Source organism: Deinococcus maricopensis DSM 21211 (genome assembly GCF_000186385.1).
GTDB classification, from domain to species: Bacteria; Deinococcota; Deinococci; order Deinococcales; family Deinococcaceae; genus Deinococcus_B; species Deinococcus_B maricopensis.
Genome location: NC_014958.1, coordinates 829,888 through 843,418, shown reverse-complemented (window position 1 = coordinate 843,418; position 13,531 = coordinate 829,888). Strand labels below are relative to the sequence as shown.

18 protein-coding genes are annotated in these 13,531 nt (G+C 72.2%); 9 read left to right on the top strand and 9 right to left on the bottom strand.

Annotated elements, in window-relative coordinates; translation table 11 throughout:
* Positions 1–45: 45 nt before the first annotated feature.
* Positions 46–798, bottom strand: coding sequence for a metallophosphoesterase family protein (locus DEIMA_RS03825; RefSeq protein WP_148234895.1), 753 nt, complete (start codon positions 796–798; stop codon positions 46–48).
* Positions 799–843: 45 nt separating this feature from the next.
* On the opposite strand from DEIMA_RS03825, the gene dcd reads away from it, so the two are divergent.
* On the top strand, positions 844–1,404 hold the full coding sequence (gene dcd / locus DEIMA_RS03820) for a dCTP deaminase (protein ID WP_013555912.1): 561 nt from the start codon (positions 844–846) through the stop codon (positions 1,402–1,404).
* Positions 1,405–1,498: 94 nt separating this feature from the next.
* Positions 1,499–1,702: a hypothetical protein gene (locus DEIMA_RS03815; protein WP_013555911.1), complete on the top strand. Its 204-nt coding sequence runs from the start codon at positions 1,499–1,501 to the stop codon at positions 1,700–1,702.
* A 55-nt stretch (positions 1,703–1,757) separates the two neighbouring features.
* Here DEIMA_RS03815 and DEIMA_RS18165 read toward each other — a convergent pair whose 3' ends face one another.
* Positions 1,758–2,573: a GNAT family N-acetyltransferase gene (locus DEIMA_RS18165; RefSeq protein WP_013555910.1), complete on the bottom strand. Its 816-nt coding sequence runs from the start codon at positions 2,571–2,573 to the stop codon at positions 1,758–1,760.
* A gap of 71 nt (positions 2,574–2,644) precedes the next feature.
* Here DEIMA_RS18165 and DEIMA_RS03805 point away from each other — a divergent pair, with 71 nt between their 5' ends.
* Positions 2,645–3,082, top strand: a complete 438-nt coding sequence (locus DEIMA_RS03805) for a copper chaperone PCu(A)C (RefSeq protein WP_083810821.1) — start codon at positions 2,645–2,647, stop codon at positions 3,080–3,082.
* Between the two features lie 30 nt (positions 3,083–3,112).
* On the opposite strand, the gene DEIMA_RS03800 is transcribed toward DEIMA_RS03805, so the two are convergent.
* Genes DEIMA_RS03800 through DEIMA_RS03790 form a run of 3 tightly spaced genes read right to left on the bottom strand, consistent with a single transcriptional unit; the run spans position 3,113 to position 4,571 of the window.
* On the bottom strand, positions 3,113–3,454 hold the full coding sequence (locus tag DEIMA_RS03800; RefSeq protein WP_013555908.1) for a YraN family protein: 342 nt from the start codon (positions 3,452–3,454) through the stop codon (positions 3,113–3,115).
* Positions 3,451–4,128 (bottom strand): HAD family hydrolase, encoded by a 678-nt coding sequence (locus DEIMA_RS03795; protein WP_013555907.1) that lies wholly within the window; start codon positions 4,126–4,128, stop codon positions 3,451–3,453. The genes DEIMA_RS03800 and DEIMA_RS03795 overlap by 4 nt, the downstream gene beginning before the upstream one ends.
* Complete coding sequence (locus DEIMA_RS03790) at positions 4,125–4,571, bottom strand: putative dsRNA-binding protein (protein WP_013555906.1); 447 nt, start codon at positions 4,569–4,571, stop codon at positions 4,125–4,127. Before DEIMA_RS03790 ends, DEIMA_RS03795 begins: the two co-directional genes overlap by 4 nt.
* Before the next feature lie 72 nt (positions 4,572–4,643).
* Between DEIMA_RS03790 and DEIMA_RS03785 the strand changes: the two genes are divergently transcribed.
* A complete protein-coding gene (locus DEIMA_RS03785) occupies positions 4,644–5,027 on the top strand; it encodes an MliC family protein (protein WP_013555905.1) in 384 nt (127 codons plus the stop codon).
* A 50-nt stretch (positions 5,028–5,077) separates the two neighbouring features.
* On the opposite strand, the gene DEIMA_RS03780 is transcribed toward DEIMA_RS03785, so the two are convergent.
* Together DEIMA_RS03780 and DEIMA_RS03775 are read right to left on the bottom strand one after the other, a co-directional pair.
* Positions 5,078–5,848: an ABC transporter permease gene (locus DEIMA_RS03780; RefSeq protein ID WP_013555904.1), complete on the bottom strand. Its 771-nt coding sequence runs from the start codon at positions 5,846–5,848 to the stop codon at positions 5,078–5,080.
* Complete coding sequence (locus DEIMA_RS03775; RefSeq protein WP_013555903.1) at positions 5,848–6,777, bottom strand: ABC transporter ATP-binding protein; 930 nt, start codon at positions 6,775–6,777, stop codon at positions 5,848–5,850. Before DEIMA_RS03775 ends, DEIMA_RS03780 begins: the two co-directional genes overlap by 1 nt.
* 140 nt (positions 6,778–6,917) lie before the next feature.
* Between DEIMA_RS03775 and DEIMA_RS03770 the strand changes: the two genes are divergently transcribed.
* The gene (locus tag DEIMA_RS03770; RefSeq protein ID WP_013555902.1) at positions 6,918–7,343 is read left to right on the top strand and encodes a hypothetical protein; all 426 of its coding nucleotides are present in this window, start codon (positions 6,918–6,920) and stop codon (positions 7,341–7,343) included.
* Between the two features lie 63 nt (positions 7,344–7,406).
* On the opposite strand, the gene DEIMA_RS03765 is transcribed toward DEIMA_RS03770, so the two are convergent.
* Positions 7,407–8,075 carry a PIG-L deacetylase family protein gene (locus DEIMA_RS03765; RefSeq protein ID WP_013555901.1) on the bottom strand — a complete coding sequence of 223 codons (669 nt, stop codon included), beginning with the start codon at positions 8,073–8,075 and terminating at the stop codon, positions 7,407–7,409.
* Between the two features lie 107 nt (positions 8,076–8,182).
* Here DEIMA_RS03765 and DEIMA_RS03760 point away from each other — a divergent pair, with 107 nt between their 5' ends.
* From DEIMA_RS03760 to DEIMA_RS03750, 3 genes are read left to right on the top strand one after another with little or no spacing between them, the layout of a single operon-like run.
* Positions 8,183–9,175 (top strand): GNAT family N-acetyltransferase, encoded by a 993-nt coding sequence (locus DEIMA_RS03760; RefSeq protein WP_013555900.1) that lies wholly within the window; start codon positions 8,183–8,185, stop codon positions 9,173–9,175.
* Positions 9,172–10,149 carry a GNAT family N-acetyltransferase gene (locus DEIMA_RS03755; protein WP_013555899.1) on the top strand — a complete coding sequence of 326 codons (978 nt, stop codon included), beginning with the start codon at positions 9,172–9,174 and terminating at the stop codon, positions 10,147–10,149. The genes DEIMA_RS03760 and DEIMA_RS03755 overlap by 4 nt, the downstream gene beginning before the upstream one ends.
* Entirely contained in the window at positions 10,146–11,093 is a 948-nt protein-coding gene (locus tag DEIMA_RS03750) for a GNAT family N-acetyltransferase (protein WP_013555898.1), read from the top strand. The genes DEIMA_RS03755 and DEIMA_RS03750 overlap by 4 nt, the downstream gene beginning before the upstream one ends.
* Positions 11,094–11,117: 24 nt before the next feature.
* Here the strand turns inward: DEIMA_RS03750 and DEIMA_RS03745 are convergent, their stop codons facing one another.
* Entirely contained in the window at positions 11,118–12,233 is a 1,116-nt protein-coding gene (locus DEIMA_RS03745) for an LCP family protein (protein WP_013555897.1), read from the bottom strand.
* Positions 12,234–12,330: 97 nt separating this feature from the next.
* Between DEIMA_RS03745 and DEIMA_RS03740 the strand changes: the two genes are divergently transcribed.
* Positions 12,331–13,521 (top strand): tetratricopeptide repeat protein, encoded by a 1,191-nt coding sequence (locus DEIMA_RS03740; RefSeq protein WP_148234894.1) that lies wholly within the window; start codon positions 12,331–12,333, stop codon positions 13,519–13,521.
* Positions 13,522–13,531: the final 10 nt, after the last annotated feature.

The following is a 13,531-nucleotide window of genomic DNA, read 5'->3' as shown; positions in this document are numbered from 1 at the left end:
GGGCGGGCGGGTACAGCGTGCGTTGAGGCTTGCGTTCGGCGCGGCCTACGGGAGGTTCTGGCGGGCGTCGAAGGTGCCGGTGCGGAGCAGGTGCGCTTCGAGCGTGCCGAACGGGCTGTGCGCCGTGGACCACGCGACGGCGCCCTCAATGTCGTACGGCACCGCGCGGAAGTCGGCGGTCCAGTGGCCGGCGCGGCGGTCAAGGAGCGTCCAGCGGGCGCGGGGGTCGCCGTCCACCTGGTCGCTGACGGCGCCGGCGTTCACGAGGAGCGTGTCGCCGAGGCGGGTGCTGCCGGGGCGGTGCGTGTGGCCGCACACGACGACGCGCGCGCCGAGCGGTTCGATCAGGGCGCGCAGTTCGCGCGGGTCGCGCGCGCGGTAGAAGCCGCCCTCCCCGGCGCGCTGCCACGCCCACAGCAGGCTGTCCCAGGGCGTGTCGGGCGTGCCGTGACACGCGAAGACCTCGCCGTGGGCGACGGTGGCGGTCAGGGGGAGCGCGGCGAGGCGGGCGCGCTCCTCAGGGGGGAGTTGTGTGTCGAGCCACACGCCTAACGTGCGGGCGGCGTCGTCGCGGCGCCCGCCGAGCCAGAGCTTCTCCTCGTTGTTGCCGCGCACTTCGGTGGCGCCGAGCGCGGCCTGGCGCGCTCGGGCGTGCGCGGGGTTGGCGCTGCCCTCCACCTGATCGCCGAGGTTCACGATCAGGTCCGGCGCGCACGCGTGAAGGTCGGCCAGCACGGCGTCGAGCGCGAAGGCGTTGCCGTGCACGTCGCTGATGACCGCCACGCGAAGGTCCGTCACGCGCTCAGGGTAGCAGGCGCGCGCGAAGCCGGTAGACTGCCACGCATGAGTATCCTGCCCGATTGGCGCATCCGTGAACTCGCCCGGGAGGGCATGATCGAACCGTTCGAGGACCGCCTGGTCCGCACGAGCGAGAACGCGCACGTCATCAGTTACGGCCTGAGCAGCTTCGGGTACGACCTGCGCTGCGCGCCCGAATGGAAGGTGTTCGTGAACGCCTTCAACACTGTCGTGGACCCCAAGGACTTCGACGCGAAAGGGTTCGTGGACGTGGTGTCGGACGAGATCATCATTCCGCCGAACAGCTTCGTGCTGGCGCGCAGCGTGGAGTACCTGTGCATCCCGGACACCGTGATGGTCGTGGCGCTCGGGAAGAGCACGTACGCGCGCTGCGGCATCGTCGCGAACGTCACGCCGTTGGAGCCTGGCTGGGAGGGGCACGTGACGCTGGAGTTCAGCAACACCACGCCGTTGCCCGCGAAGATGTACGCGAACGAGGGCTGCGTGCAGCTGCTGTTCTTCGAGGGTGAGCGGCCCGAGGTGACGTACCGCGACCGCGGCGGGAAGTACCAGGGGCAAACGGGCGTGACCCTCCCGAAGCTCTGAGGGCCGAACAGTGAAGGTTCGCTTGGGGGAACGCTCAAGGGGTCTTGAGCTGCCCGGGCATTCAGGCCCCCTCAGTGTGCGGGACAGTGGGGGCATGCCTGACCAGGACGACAAGAACAAGGGGAAGACCAGCCTGCCCGGCCAGTACGACCGAGACAGTGAGGACGTCACGCAGAGTCACATGGGGCAGCACCACCTGAAGAGCGTGGAAGACCGTGAGGCGTTCGCGGCCCGCAATCAGGAGGACGACGAGGACACGCGCGAGGCGCGCAGCGTCCCCGCGACGAATCAGGGCTGAAGCCCCAACAGAGGAAGGACGGCCAGGATACGGCCGTCCTTCCTCTGTTGGGGCGCTACGGGCGGGGAGTGCCGGCGCGCCAGGTGAGGCGGGCGTATGCGAGGTGCAGGCCGGCGCGTTCGGCATTGCGGGCGCTGGCGGTGCCGGGGCGGGCGCTCATGACGGCGAGCGTGGCGCCGGCTGCGCGGGCGTGCGTAAGGCGCGCGTGCAGCAGCGCCGTCTGGACGCCGCGCGCTCGGGCGGTGGGCGTCGTGCTGCCGAGGTGCAGGTGCGCCACGTCCCCCAGGTGCGCGAGGGCGGCTGTGCCGAGGACGCGCGCGCCGTCCAGCACCGCGAAGGGCGTCACGTCCACGCGGGTGAGGGCGATGCGGGCGAGCAGGGCCAGCAGGTCCGGGTCGCGTGGGTTCGGTTGCGCGTGGAATCCGGCGACGCTGGCGTCCACGAACGCGGCGTGCAGGTCGGGGGGAACGGCCACGGCCTGCGCGTGCCGTGGCGTGTCGGGGGCGGTCCAGGTGCGCAGGTCAGCGGCGTACACGTGCTGCGCAGCGACCATGCGGAACCCGGCGTCCGCGAGGACCGTGAGCGTCCCGGCGGGCGCGTGGGTGGGAACGTCCACGTCGAGGGGGACGCCGTGGCGCGCGGCGGCCTCCTGCAGGGTGCGCAGCGTGTCGGGATTGAGGGTGATGGTGGTCGCGTGGTTGAGTTTGCGGGTCCACGCGGCGCGCGTGAACAGGGCCGCGCCGCCCGGCACGCTGAGCGTCGTGATGAGCGCGGCGGGGTGCAGGGTGCGGGCGGCGCGGCCCTGCGCGAGCAGGCTGCGGGCCTGCGCCGCTTCGAGGTGCGCGGCGGTGTCGGCGTCGCTGAGCAGCATGCGCTCAGGGTAGCGGGCGCACCTCACGCGGGCGGGACACGCGCCTCATCGGGGGGCGGTAGCGTGGGCGCGTGAAAGCTTTTCTTCGTTCGTGGGCGCTCGTGGGTGCGGCGACGTCCGTGCTGGCGGGGGCCGCGGCGCCCGCCGCGCCGGTGCTGGTGAGCGGCGCGTTCGTGCAGGCGACGGCGCCGGGCGTGCCGGACGCGTCCGTGTACCTGACGCTCCGCAACAAGGGGGCGCGCGCGCTCGTCCTGACCGGCGGCTCGACGGCGGCGGCGCGGAGCGTCGTGCCGATGCAGCAGATGAACATGAGCGGCATGACCATGATGCACGACATGACGAGCGTGACGGTGCCGGCGGGCGCGACGGTCGTGTTCAGGCCCGGCGGGGACCACCTGATGCTGAAGGGCGTGCGCGCGCCGCTGAAGGCGGGCGCGTCAGTGAACGTGACGCTGCACTTCAAGGGGTACGCGCCGCTGAAGGTGACGCTGCCCGTGAAGCGCCTCTGACGCGGCGGGCGCGCCTCTCCCCTGCCCCGCTCAGGTGATGGCCTGGTGGTGCTGGAGCGCGCCGCCGTTCACGGGCCCGTCAATGGTGATGAGGTCGAAGCGGCACGGCAGGTCGTCACGGCCGTATTCGCGCGTCAGGTACGCCGTGGCGGCGCGCAGCAGCAGCGCGACCTTGCGGGGCGTGACGCTTTCGAGGGCGGTGCCGTGGGTGGCGCGGGCGCGGTGGCGGACCTCCGTGAACACCAGCGTGTCGCCGTCGCGGGTGATCAGGTCGATTTCCCCGCCGGGCACGCGGTAGTTGCGGTGCAGCAGGGCGTGCCCGAGGGCGCTCAGGTGCGCCCAGGCGCGCGTTTCGGCGTCGGCGCCCTTCACGCGCCCAGCAGCTTCAGCCACGCGTGGAAGTCCGGGACGGTGAGGGCCGCGCCAGCGCCGCGCAGGACGTCGTCGGTCTGCGTGGTGGTGAGGGCCACGACGGTGCAGCCCGCGCGGACGCCGCTCAGGACACCGTTCACGGCGTCCTCGTGCACGAGGCAGTCCTCGGGGTTCAGGCCGAGCAGGGCGGCGCCGCGCAGGTACGGTTCCGGGTGGGGTTTCCCGCGCGTAACGTCCTCGCCGCGCACCTGCCGGGGAAAGCGGCGCGCGAGGCCGAGGGCGTCCAGGCCGAAGTCGACGTTCACGTGGTCGGCGCTCGTGACGATGGCGTACGGCACGCCGCGCGCGTCGAGGGCGTCGAGGTACGCGCTGACGCCCGGCACCTCGCGCAGCTGACCGTACGCGAGCGTGCGGTACTTCAGTTCCTTGTGGACGTGGAGGGCGAGCGCTTCCTCGGGGGTGGGGTCGCGGCCGGTGAGGCGCGCCATGATTTCCGGGTTGCGGCCGCCGTCGACTTTGGTGTCGAGGTCGTGTTCGGTGAGGTCCAGGCCGAGCAGTTCACGCGCGCTTTCCTGCCACGCCTGGCGGTGGAAGGCGTTGTTCTCGGTGAGGACGCCGTCCATGTCGAACAGCACGCCGCGCGGCCAGGCGGGCGTGAAGGGCGCGGGCGTCAACGGCGCTCCGGGCCGTGGCCGAGGTCGGTGAGGAGGTCGGCGTACAGGCGCGCGGCGGCGTCGCGGACGTCGTCGAGGGAGGCGTTCTTGCCGGTGCGTTTGTGCGCGACCTGCAGGGCGCTCGCGAGGACGTCGGCGTAAATGGGCCACACGGCGTCGGCGGGGGCGTCCAGCTCGTCGAGGGACTCTTCGGGTTCGTCATCGGGCAGCAGGGGCGCGGCGACGCGCTCGTCGGCGTCGAGGACGTCGAGGGCGGCTTCGCTGGCGACGCGTTCGGCGTCGCGTTTGGTGCGGCCCTCGCCGCTGGCGAGGATCTGGCTGCCCACGCGGATGTCCGCGCGGAAGTGCGGGTCGTGCGCGGGCCCGTCCTGCTGCACGTCGAAGTGCGGTGCGTCCAGGCCGAGGTGCCGCAGTCGGTTGATCAGTTCACCTTTCGCGCTCATGTGTTGAAGCGTAGCATTCGCCTTCCGGCGCGCGCTCATCCACTTGAGGGTGCTGGACTCTAGCGTGGAGGGATGAAGCTTCAACGGCCTGGGTGGCGGGGTGTCCTTGCGGGCGCGCTGCTGACGTGCGGCGCGTGGAGTGCGGGCGCGCAGGAGGCCTTCTCGTACACGCTCGCGCAGTACACGTGTGACGGCGGGGCGCGCGTGGAGGTGCGGTACGCGCGGTACGGCGCGGGTGGGCCGCGGTTCGCGGTGGTGTCGTACAGTGGCGGCGTGTTCGGCCTGGCGGAGGCCGCGAGCGCGAGCGGCGAGCGGTACGCGGGGCTGTTCGGCCCGAAGGTCGATGATCACGGGCTGGAGTGGTGGGAGGCGAAGGGCGTCGGGACGCTCAGCAAGTTCACGGGCACCGACACGCGCGAGACGAAGCCGCTCCTGCGCAACTGCCGGACGCGCTGAGCGCCACAGGAGGGGGCCACGGCAACGCGCCGTGGCCCCCTCCTGTGGGGTTACACGTCCTTGCGTTCGAAGATGAACAGCGCGAGCAGCGAGAAGCCCACGGTGTAGATCATCAGCAGCACGAGGCTCTCGGCGGGCGCGGCGCGCAGGTACGCGTCGAGGTGCGTGGTGAGCAGGATCTTCTGGAACGCCTTGGGGAACACGATGAGCAGGCGCATGACCTGCAGCGTGGCGATGGTGGCGAGCGCGGCAGCGGCGGTGTTGAGGTACAGGATGCCGAACAGCACCGCGAGCGCCGCGATGGGCATGAGCGTGAGGGCGGCGATGCCGAAGCCGCGCAGCGTCTCCATCAGGGCAGTGGCGGTGGTGGTGACGCCCGCACCGACGAACCCGGCAGGGGTGAGGCCGGTGCCGCCCGCGAAGTCCATGAACCCGAAGCGCGCGCCGGCGATCAGGCCGAACAGCAGCAGCGTGGCGAGCAGGATCGCGGGGTACGTGAGCGCCGCGACGAGTTTCGCGAGGATCACCTTGCTGCGGTTCAGGGGGCGCAGCAGCAGCGGCGCGAGGGTCCCCTGCGCGATCTCCGTGCCGATCATTTCGGCGCAGGTGATGCTGATGAACAGCGGCAGCAGGAACTGCGCGGCGGTGAGCATGGCCAGGGCCGGCACCTGCCAGGCGCTGACCAGCACGAGGTTGTACACGTCCTGCAGGCCGGGCGCGAACGACCACAGGAACGGCAGCAGGGCGCACACGGCCAGGGCGAAGCGGGCGCTGCGCGCGCCGAACAGCTTGCGGTACTCCAGCAGAATCAGGCTGAGCATCAGGCCTCCACCCGCTCGCGGTAGTACTCGTACAGGTCGAAGACGTCCGGGCTGACCTCGTACACGCGCACACCGGCGCCAGCGAGGCGCGCGAGGGCGTCGGGGACGTACGTTTCCCCGCTGAGCGTGGCGAGGGCGTAGGGCGTGCGGGTGGCGGTGCGCGTCACGAACGGCAGGCCGTTGAGCAGGCCGGCGGCGTGCGTGGGGTCGTCCACGCGGAAGCGGTACGCGGCGGTGCGCGCGCGGAGGTTCACGGTGTCCACGAGGCGTCCGCCGCTCAGGATGCCGACGGTGTGCGCGTACGTGGCGATTTCGCGCAGGTGGTGGGTGCTGAGGACGACGGCGCAGCCGCTGGTAGCGAGGCTGGTGACGATGCGGTGGATCAGGCCGATGCCGAGCGGGTCGAGGCCGGTGGTGGGTTCGTCGAGCACGAGGACTTTCGGGTCGGCGAGCATGGCGGCGGCCACGCCGAGCCGCTGGCGCTGCCCGAGCGAGTACGCGCGGACGCGCACGTCCGCCATGCGGGTGAGTTCCAGCAGGGCCAGCACCTCGCGGATGCGGTCGCGAGTGACATTCGGGCCGCTGGGGGCCATGCGGGCGAGGCGCGCGTGCATGGCGAGGTTCTGCGTGCCCGTGAACTGCGGGTAGAACTTCGCGGGTGCCTCGACGACGGCGCCGAGGTACGCGCGGGCGCGCGGCCCGTCCTCGTGGACGTTGCGCCCGAGCAGACGGACGGTGCCGCTGGTGGGGAACGCGAGGCCGGTCAGGCAGCGGATCAGGCTGGTCTTGCCGGCGCCGTTCGGGCCGGTCAGGGCGTATACCTCGCCGGGCTGCACGTCGAGGTTGACGTTGTCCAGCACGGGGTGGCGCCCGTATCGTTTGGTGAGGCCGCGCACCTCGATGGCGGAGCGGGCTGGTTCCGTGGTCACGCGCTCAGCGTAGCAGAGGGGCACCTGCCGCTGAGGAAGACATGAGCCGCGCCTGGACGGCCTTTAACGCATGAGGGGGGGTGGGCGCTATGGAACTTTTCACGGCGGTGGCCGGGCGCCCGGGGGGACCATGGGCGGGTATGCGACCGACGCTGGAGTGGGAGGGCTACCACGTCACCCTGGAGGAGCACTCCCGATTGACCGTGCATGACGATTTCGTGGCGCCCCGACAGGAGGTGCGCTGCACCTTCTACCTGACGCAGGAGCGGTTCCGCACTGTCACGGACTACCGCCGTTTCCCGTTCTACAGCATCAATGCGCCCACGGCGGAAGAGGCCGAGGAGCGCGCGCACCTGGTGTTCCTGCGCGCCCGCAACTGCCGTCATCAGTTCGTGCGCAAGATGGGCCGCACGTACGAGTGCACGCTGTGCGGCGTGCTGTACGTGAATGACGCGCCGCCCGCCGCGCCGCAGCCCGACGAGGCCCCACGGGACGGCGGGATGCTCGGCAAGCTGCGGTCCATGCTGAAGCGGCGCATGGTGCTGGCGCCCGTCCTGAAACCCTGAGTGACCGGAACCCACGCGGGGCGCTGACCTGGTGGTCAGCGCCCCGCGTGCAGGCCGGCGCGTTCAGGGCACCGCGTGGCCGGGCACCTCATGGAACGTCTCGGTCGTGATGCGCGCCGCGAACTTGCGGATGAAGTCCACGGTGCTGAGCGCCTGCGAGCGGTGGCAGGCGATGGCCGTGAGCTTGCGCGTGAGGTGGTGCGTCACGTCGCGCTCCACGGTGGGCGGGAGGTACGCGTCGCGCAGGTGCGGCGCTTCCGGCTGCGGCCCGGCGTAGAACCACACGCGCGCGGGCCGCTCGGCGTCCGGGAGGGCCTTGATGGCGTCGCGCACCGCGAGGCTGGTCTCCACGTGGTCCGGGTGACCGTTGCTGCCGTTCGGCGGGAACGTCAGCAGGATCTCCGGGCGGTACTCGCGGATGTACTGCTGCGCGACCGCCACGAGCTCCTCGTGCGGTGTGGTGTTCAGGACCTTGTCCGGGTACGTGAGCTGCACGTGCTCGGTCACGCCGAGTGTGTCGAGGCACGCGCGCAGTTCCGCGCCGCGCAGCCGCGCGAGGTCCTCGGCCGTGTCCGCGAGGCCGAGGGTGCGCCCGGCCTCGCCGCGCGTGAGGGTAACGAGCGCGACGCGTTCGCCGTCCCCGAGGAAGTCCATGATGGTGCCGGCCGCGCCGTACACCTCGTCGTCCGGGTGGGGCACGATGATCAGCAGTTTTACGAGGGCGCTGTCCATGCCCCCACTATCGCACCCGCACGCCCGCGCACCTCCGCCCACACGCCGCGCCCGCATGGGCCGGATGACGGATGCGGCCCTGACGGTGAACCGGGCACACTGCGCGCATGACCCACACCCTTCCTTTCGTGGTGCGCGACGCGCGTCCCGGCGTGGACGACGCGGGCGCCGCGCGCGCCATGACCCTCGCGAACCCCGGGTGGCCCTGGACGCCAGCGCTCCTGCAGGCGGAGCGCGACGCGCGCGACCCGTCGATGTACGCCCGTGACCTGCTGGCCGAGGCGGACGGCGAGATCGTCGGCGTGGGCACCATCGCCCTGGATGATTTCGCGCGCGCCCCCGGGAAGTACTGGACGATGCTGCACGTCCGCCCGGACTGGCAGCGGCGCGGCGTCGGCACGCACCTCCTGCAGGAACTCCTGCGCGGCGCGAACGCGCACGAACCGCTGCGGCTGGTGCAGGGCATGCGCGCCGAGGATCAGGCGGGCGCCGAAGGGTTCCTGAACGCGCACGGTTTCCGGGAGGTGTGGCGCCGCTACGAGTCGCGCCTGCAGACCCGTGACCTCGACTTCACGCCGTACGCGGACGTGGAGGCGCGCGTGCGCGCGCACGGCACGCGCATCCTGACGTACACGCAGGCCCGCGCGGACTTCGGCGAGCCGCTCGACCGCTGGCTGCACGCGCTCGACGAGGAGCTGTTCCTGGACGTGCCCATCGGGGACACCCCCACCGGCAAGTCCTTCGAGACGTGGCGCGCGCAGGAACTGCACGGCCCGGAGTTCGTGCCCGACGCGACGTTCCTGGCGGTGCAGGACGGGGAGGATGGCGGCGCGCGCGGGCCGCTGATCGGCTGGAGCAGCCTGCGCGCGAACCCGGGCGGGTTCTGGGTGATCGGCATGACCGGCGTCGTGCGCGCGCACCGCAGCCGCGGGCTGGCGCTCACGCTGAAACTTCAGGGCATGCGGTACGCGCAGGCGCACGGCGGCGGTGAGATCCGCACGTTCAATGACGCGCCGAACGCTGCGATGCTCGGCATGAATGACCGCCTCGGCTTCATTCGGCACACCGCGCACCTGCGGTACGCGCGGGCGTTCGCATGACGCAGCTCACCTTCACCCTGCGGCCCGCGACGCCCGCCGACCTGGACGCCGTCGCGGCCCTGTACACCCTGAACGACCCGACGAGCGCCATCAGCGCCGAGGAGCTCGCGAACCAGGACCGCGACCAGGCGGAACTCGGCTTTCACCACGCGCGGTGCGTGGCGGAGCAGGCCGGACGCGTCATCGGCGTTGCGGAATACGCGCAGTCGCCCGGGCAGTACCACCCGCGGAAGTTCACGCTCGACCTGATCGTGCACCCGGACGAACGCGGGCGCGGCGTGGGCCGCGCGCTCGCCGCGTGGGTGCTCGGCGCGGTCGAAGTGCACGGCGCGCTGTCCGCCCGCGCGAACGCCCGCGAGAACGACCCGGACAGCCTCGCGTTCCTCGCGCGGCGCGGCTTCACGGAAAGCAAACGCTACTGGACGGGCACGCTCGACGTGGCCCGCGCGGACCTCACGCCGTACGCGCACCTCGAAGCGGACCTGCGCGCGCGCGGCATCACGATCCTGAGCGCCGCGGACCTCGCCGCGCAGCACCCGGAGGACTGGCGCGAACGCATGTACGCGCTGTTCACGGACATCCGCCAGGACGTGCCGCGCAGCGAACCGGCCACGCCCATCAGCTTCGAGCAGTACCGCACGTGGATTCTGGAGGACCCGGGGTTCCTGCCGGACGCCTACTTCCTCGCCGCGCACGGCGAGCAGCTGCTCGGCGCGAGCGACCTGTACGCCAGCGGCGCGAGCGAGGACCTGTTCGTCGGCCTGACCGGCGTGCGCCGCGCGGCGCGCGGCCAGCAGGTCGCCACGGCCCTGAAGGTCCGCGCCGTCCAGTACGCCCGCGCGCGCGGCGTTCCGAAACTCCACACCAGCAACGAGAGCGGCAACGCGCCGATCCTGGCGGTGAACGACCGCCTCGGGTTCGAGCGCGGCCCGGCGCTCATCAACTTCCTGAAAACCTGGGAGGATCAAGCATGACCGTGACCATCCGCGACGCCACCCCTGACGACCTCGGCGTGATCGCCGAGCTATACACGCGCTTCCTGCCGGACGAACCGACCACCGCCGAGATGCTGCGCGCCGAAGACGACCTGGCGCCCGCGAACATGCACTGGCGCCGCTTCGTGGCGGAGCAGAACGGCCGCGTCGTCGGCACGTCTTGGGCGGGGCAGTTCACGGGCATGTACCACCCGGACAAGTACCTCGTGAACGTCATCGTGGACCCCGAGCGGCAGGGGCGCGGGGTGGGCCGCGCCCTCACGGCGCACCTCGACGAGCACCTCGGCGCGCGCGGCGTGCTCAGCACCCTCGCGGACGCCCGCGAGGACCACGCGCGGTCCGTGGCGTTCCTGGAGGCGCGCGGGTACGAGGAGGTCAAGCGGTACTTCGAGTCGAGGCTGGACCTGACGGCGTTCGACTTCGCGCCGTTCGAGGACCGCGCGCGCGTGCACCCGGAGTACACGCTGCGCACGTACGAGGACCTGCGCGCGAACGACCCGGCCTTCGAGCAGCAGCTGTTCGAGCTGTTCGACGCGGTCCGGCAGGACGTGCCGCGCCCGGAACCGGCCACGCCGCTCACGCCGGAGGACTTCGCGCGGCGCGCGCGGCACCCGCTGTTCCGGCCTGAAGGGGTGCTGGTGGCCGTGCACACACCCACCGGCGAGTACGCGGGCCTCACGGAACTGTACGCGTCCAGCGGCGCGTACCTGAACACCGGCCTGACCGGCGTGCGCCGCGCACACCGCCGCCGCGGCCTCGCGTTCGCGTTGAAACTCGCGAGCCTCCGCTGGGCGCGCGCGCAGGGCGCCCCTGAAGTGCGCACCGGCAACGAGAGCCTGAACCGCCCGATGCTGAGCATCAACGAGGCGCTCGGGTACGTGAAGCAGCCCGCGTGGGTGCAGTACCGCAAAACGTACCGCTGAGCCGCGCCGTCAAGCGCGGCGCCCCTACTGGGCGTCCGCGCCGAGCGTGACCGTGACGGCGTCCACGTCGTCGGCCTGCACCTGCCCGAACCCCAGGTCCCGCGCGACCGCCTGCGCGGCCACGCTCGGCCCGCGGATCAGCGTGGCCGGCTGCGCCGCGCGCTCCACGTTCTCGATGCGCACGTCCGCATACCCCAGGCCGTCCAAGCGCGCCTTGGTGCGGCGGGCCGTGCCGTTCGGCGCGGCCACGTTGCGCAGCACGACCGTCGCGGTGCGCGCGTTCGGCGCGCGGAAACGCTCCTGCACCAGCGCGCGGATGCCCGCGCGGTCCGGCGTCCACGTGCCGCCCGGCCCGAACGCGCCGGGCAGCAGCGTCGTGCTGACGTTCGGCCGTGTGAGCAGCACCCCGAGCATCCCCGCGACCTGCTCGCGCGCTACGTTCGTCCGGACGTTGCGGTCCAGCGCGCCCGCCACGGCCGGCAGGCGCCACACGTTCAGCGGGCTGCGCAGGCGCGCGCTCAGCGCGCCCAGGAACGCCTGCTGGCGCCGCACGCGGCCAATGTCGCCCAGGCCGTCGTGCCGGAACCGCAGGAACCCTTCGGCCTGCGCGCCGTTCAGGCGGTGCTCGCCGGGCATCAGGTTGATATGCAGCTTCGCGGCGTTGTCGTCGTAGCGCATGGGCTTCTCGACCGTTACGGGCACGCCGCCGGCGGCGTCCGTCAGGTCCCGCAGGGCGCGCAGGCTCAGCAGCGCGTACCCGTCCACGCCGACGCCCGTAACCTGCTGCACCGCGCGGACCAGCAGGTCCGGTCCGCCGTGCGGGTTCGCGCCGTTGATCTTCCCGTACCCCCACCCGGGGATGTTCGTCCAAGTGTCGCGCGGGATGTTCAGCAGGCGCACCTCCCGTTCCGCCGGGCGGAACTGCGCGAGGACGATGGTGTCGGTGAGGCCCGTGTAGTCCTCGGGCGCGGCGGTGGCGCTCGCCACGTAGTTCGGGGTGGTGCCCGCGAGCAGCAGCGTGATGGGCGCGTCCGGCGTGCGCGGCAACGCGCCGTACTTCAGGAGGGCCGGCGCGGCAGGCGCGAACAGGGCCGTGACGCCCGCAAGGGCGAGCGCCACGAGGACGCGGAAACGGGGCATACGCGCTCAATGTAGCGAACGCAGGTGGTCCTCTTCGTGAACGTGCCGATCAGGTGCGCGTGCGGGCCCGCTCATGTTCACGTGGTCCGCTCAGGGCATGAAGACGACCCTGAACGTCCCGGCCCTGACCCTGGCGCTCGCGCTCACCGGCGCGGCCCTCGCGCAGGGCAGCCCCACGACCACGCAGACCACCAGCACCGCCGCGGCGCCCAGCAGTGCGGAAGCGGCCGCGGCGGCCCTCGCGGCCCTGACGCCCGCGCAGGCGGCCGAGCGCGCGCAGACGCTCGCCGCGCAGGGGCGCGCCCTGCCGAAGAACGCGTGGAACATCGACACGTCCCCCTGGAAGGAAGCGGCCGCAGCGGCCGAACGGGCCGTGCAGGGCGAACCGACCAACACGGCGTACCTGCGCCTGCGCGCCACGATCTACTCCGACGTGGGCTTCTGGCGGCAGGCGGAGCGCGCGTGGGACGCGTACTTCGCGGCGGGCGGCAGCGGCGACGCGGACGTGGCGCGCGCCGCAGAAGCGCAGTACAACCTCGGGTACGCCGCGTACACGCGCGGCAGCCTGAACGAGGCGGGCACGGCGTTCGCCAAGTGCCTGTCGCTCGCGCCGACCAACGCGCAGTGCGCGCAGTGGGCGGGCCGCGTGGCCCTCGAGAACGGGCAGTTCGCGGAAGCGACGCGCCTGTACGAGGTGGCCGTCAAGGCCGCCCCGAACGACAAGGTGAGCGCGTACTTCCTGGGGGTGAGCCGCAACGCCGCGAAGTACGGCCCGGCGGCGACGCGGGCGTTCACGCGCGCGTACCAGCAGTACGACGCGGGCAAGAAGGCCGAAGCGCTCGCGCTGTACGGCGAAGCGGCCGCGAGCGCGCCGAACTTCGTGGAGGCGCTGCGCGAGGGGGGCCGCGTCGCCTTGGAACTCGGGGACGCCGCGGCGGCCGTCCGGTCGTACGAGGCGCTCACGAAACTGCCGGGCGCGACGGCGAGCGACACGTACAACCTCGGCGTGGCCCGCGAGGGCGCGCAGTACGGCCTGGGCGCCGTGCAGGCGTTCCGAGGCGCGTACGCGCGCTACACCGCCGGTGACAAGGCCGCCGCGGAAGCGGGCTTCCTGACGGCGACGCGCGCGAACGCGAAGTACGCCAAGGCGTGGGCGTGGCTGGGCCGCGTGCGATACGAGGCGAAGAACTACGCGGGCGCAGCGGACGCGTACGCGCAGGCCGTGCAGCTCGACCCGAACGACAAGACCAGCGCGTACTACCTGAAGCTCGCCCGCGCCGGGAAGTAACGGGGAACGC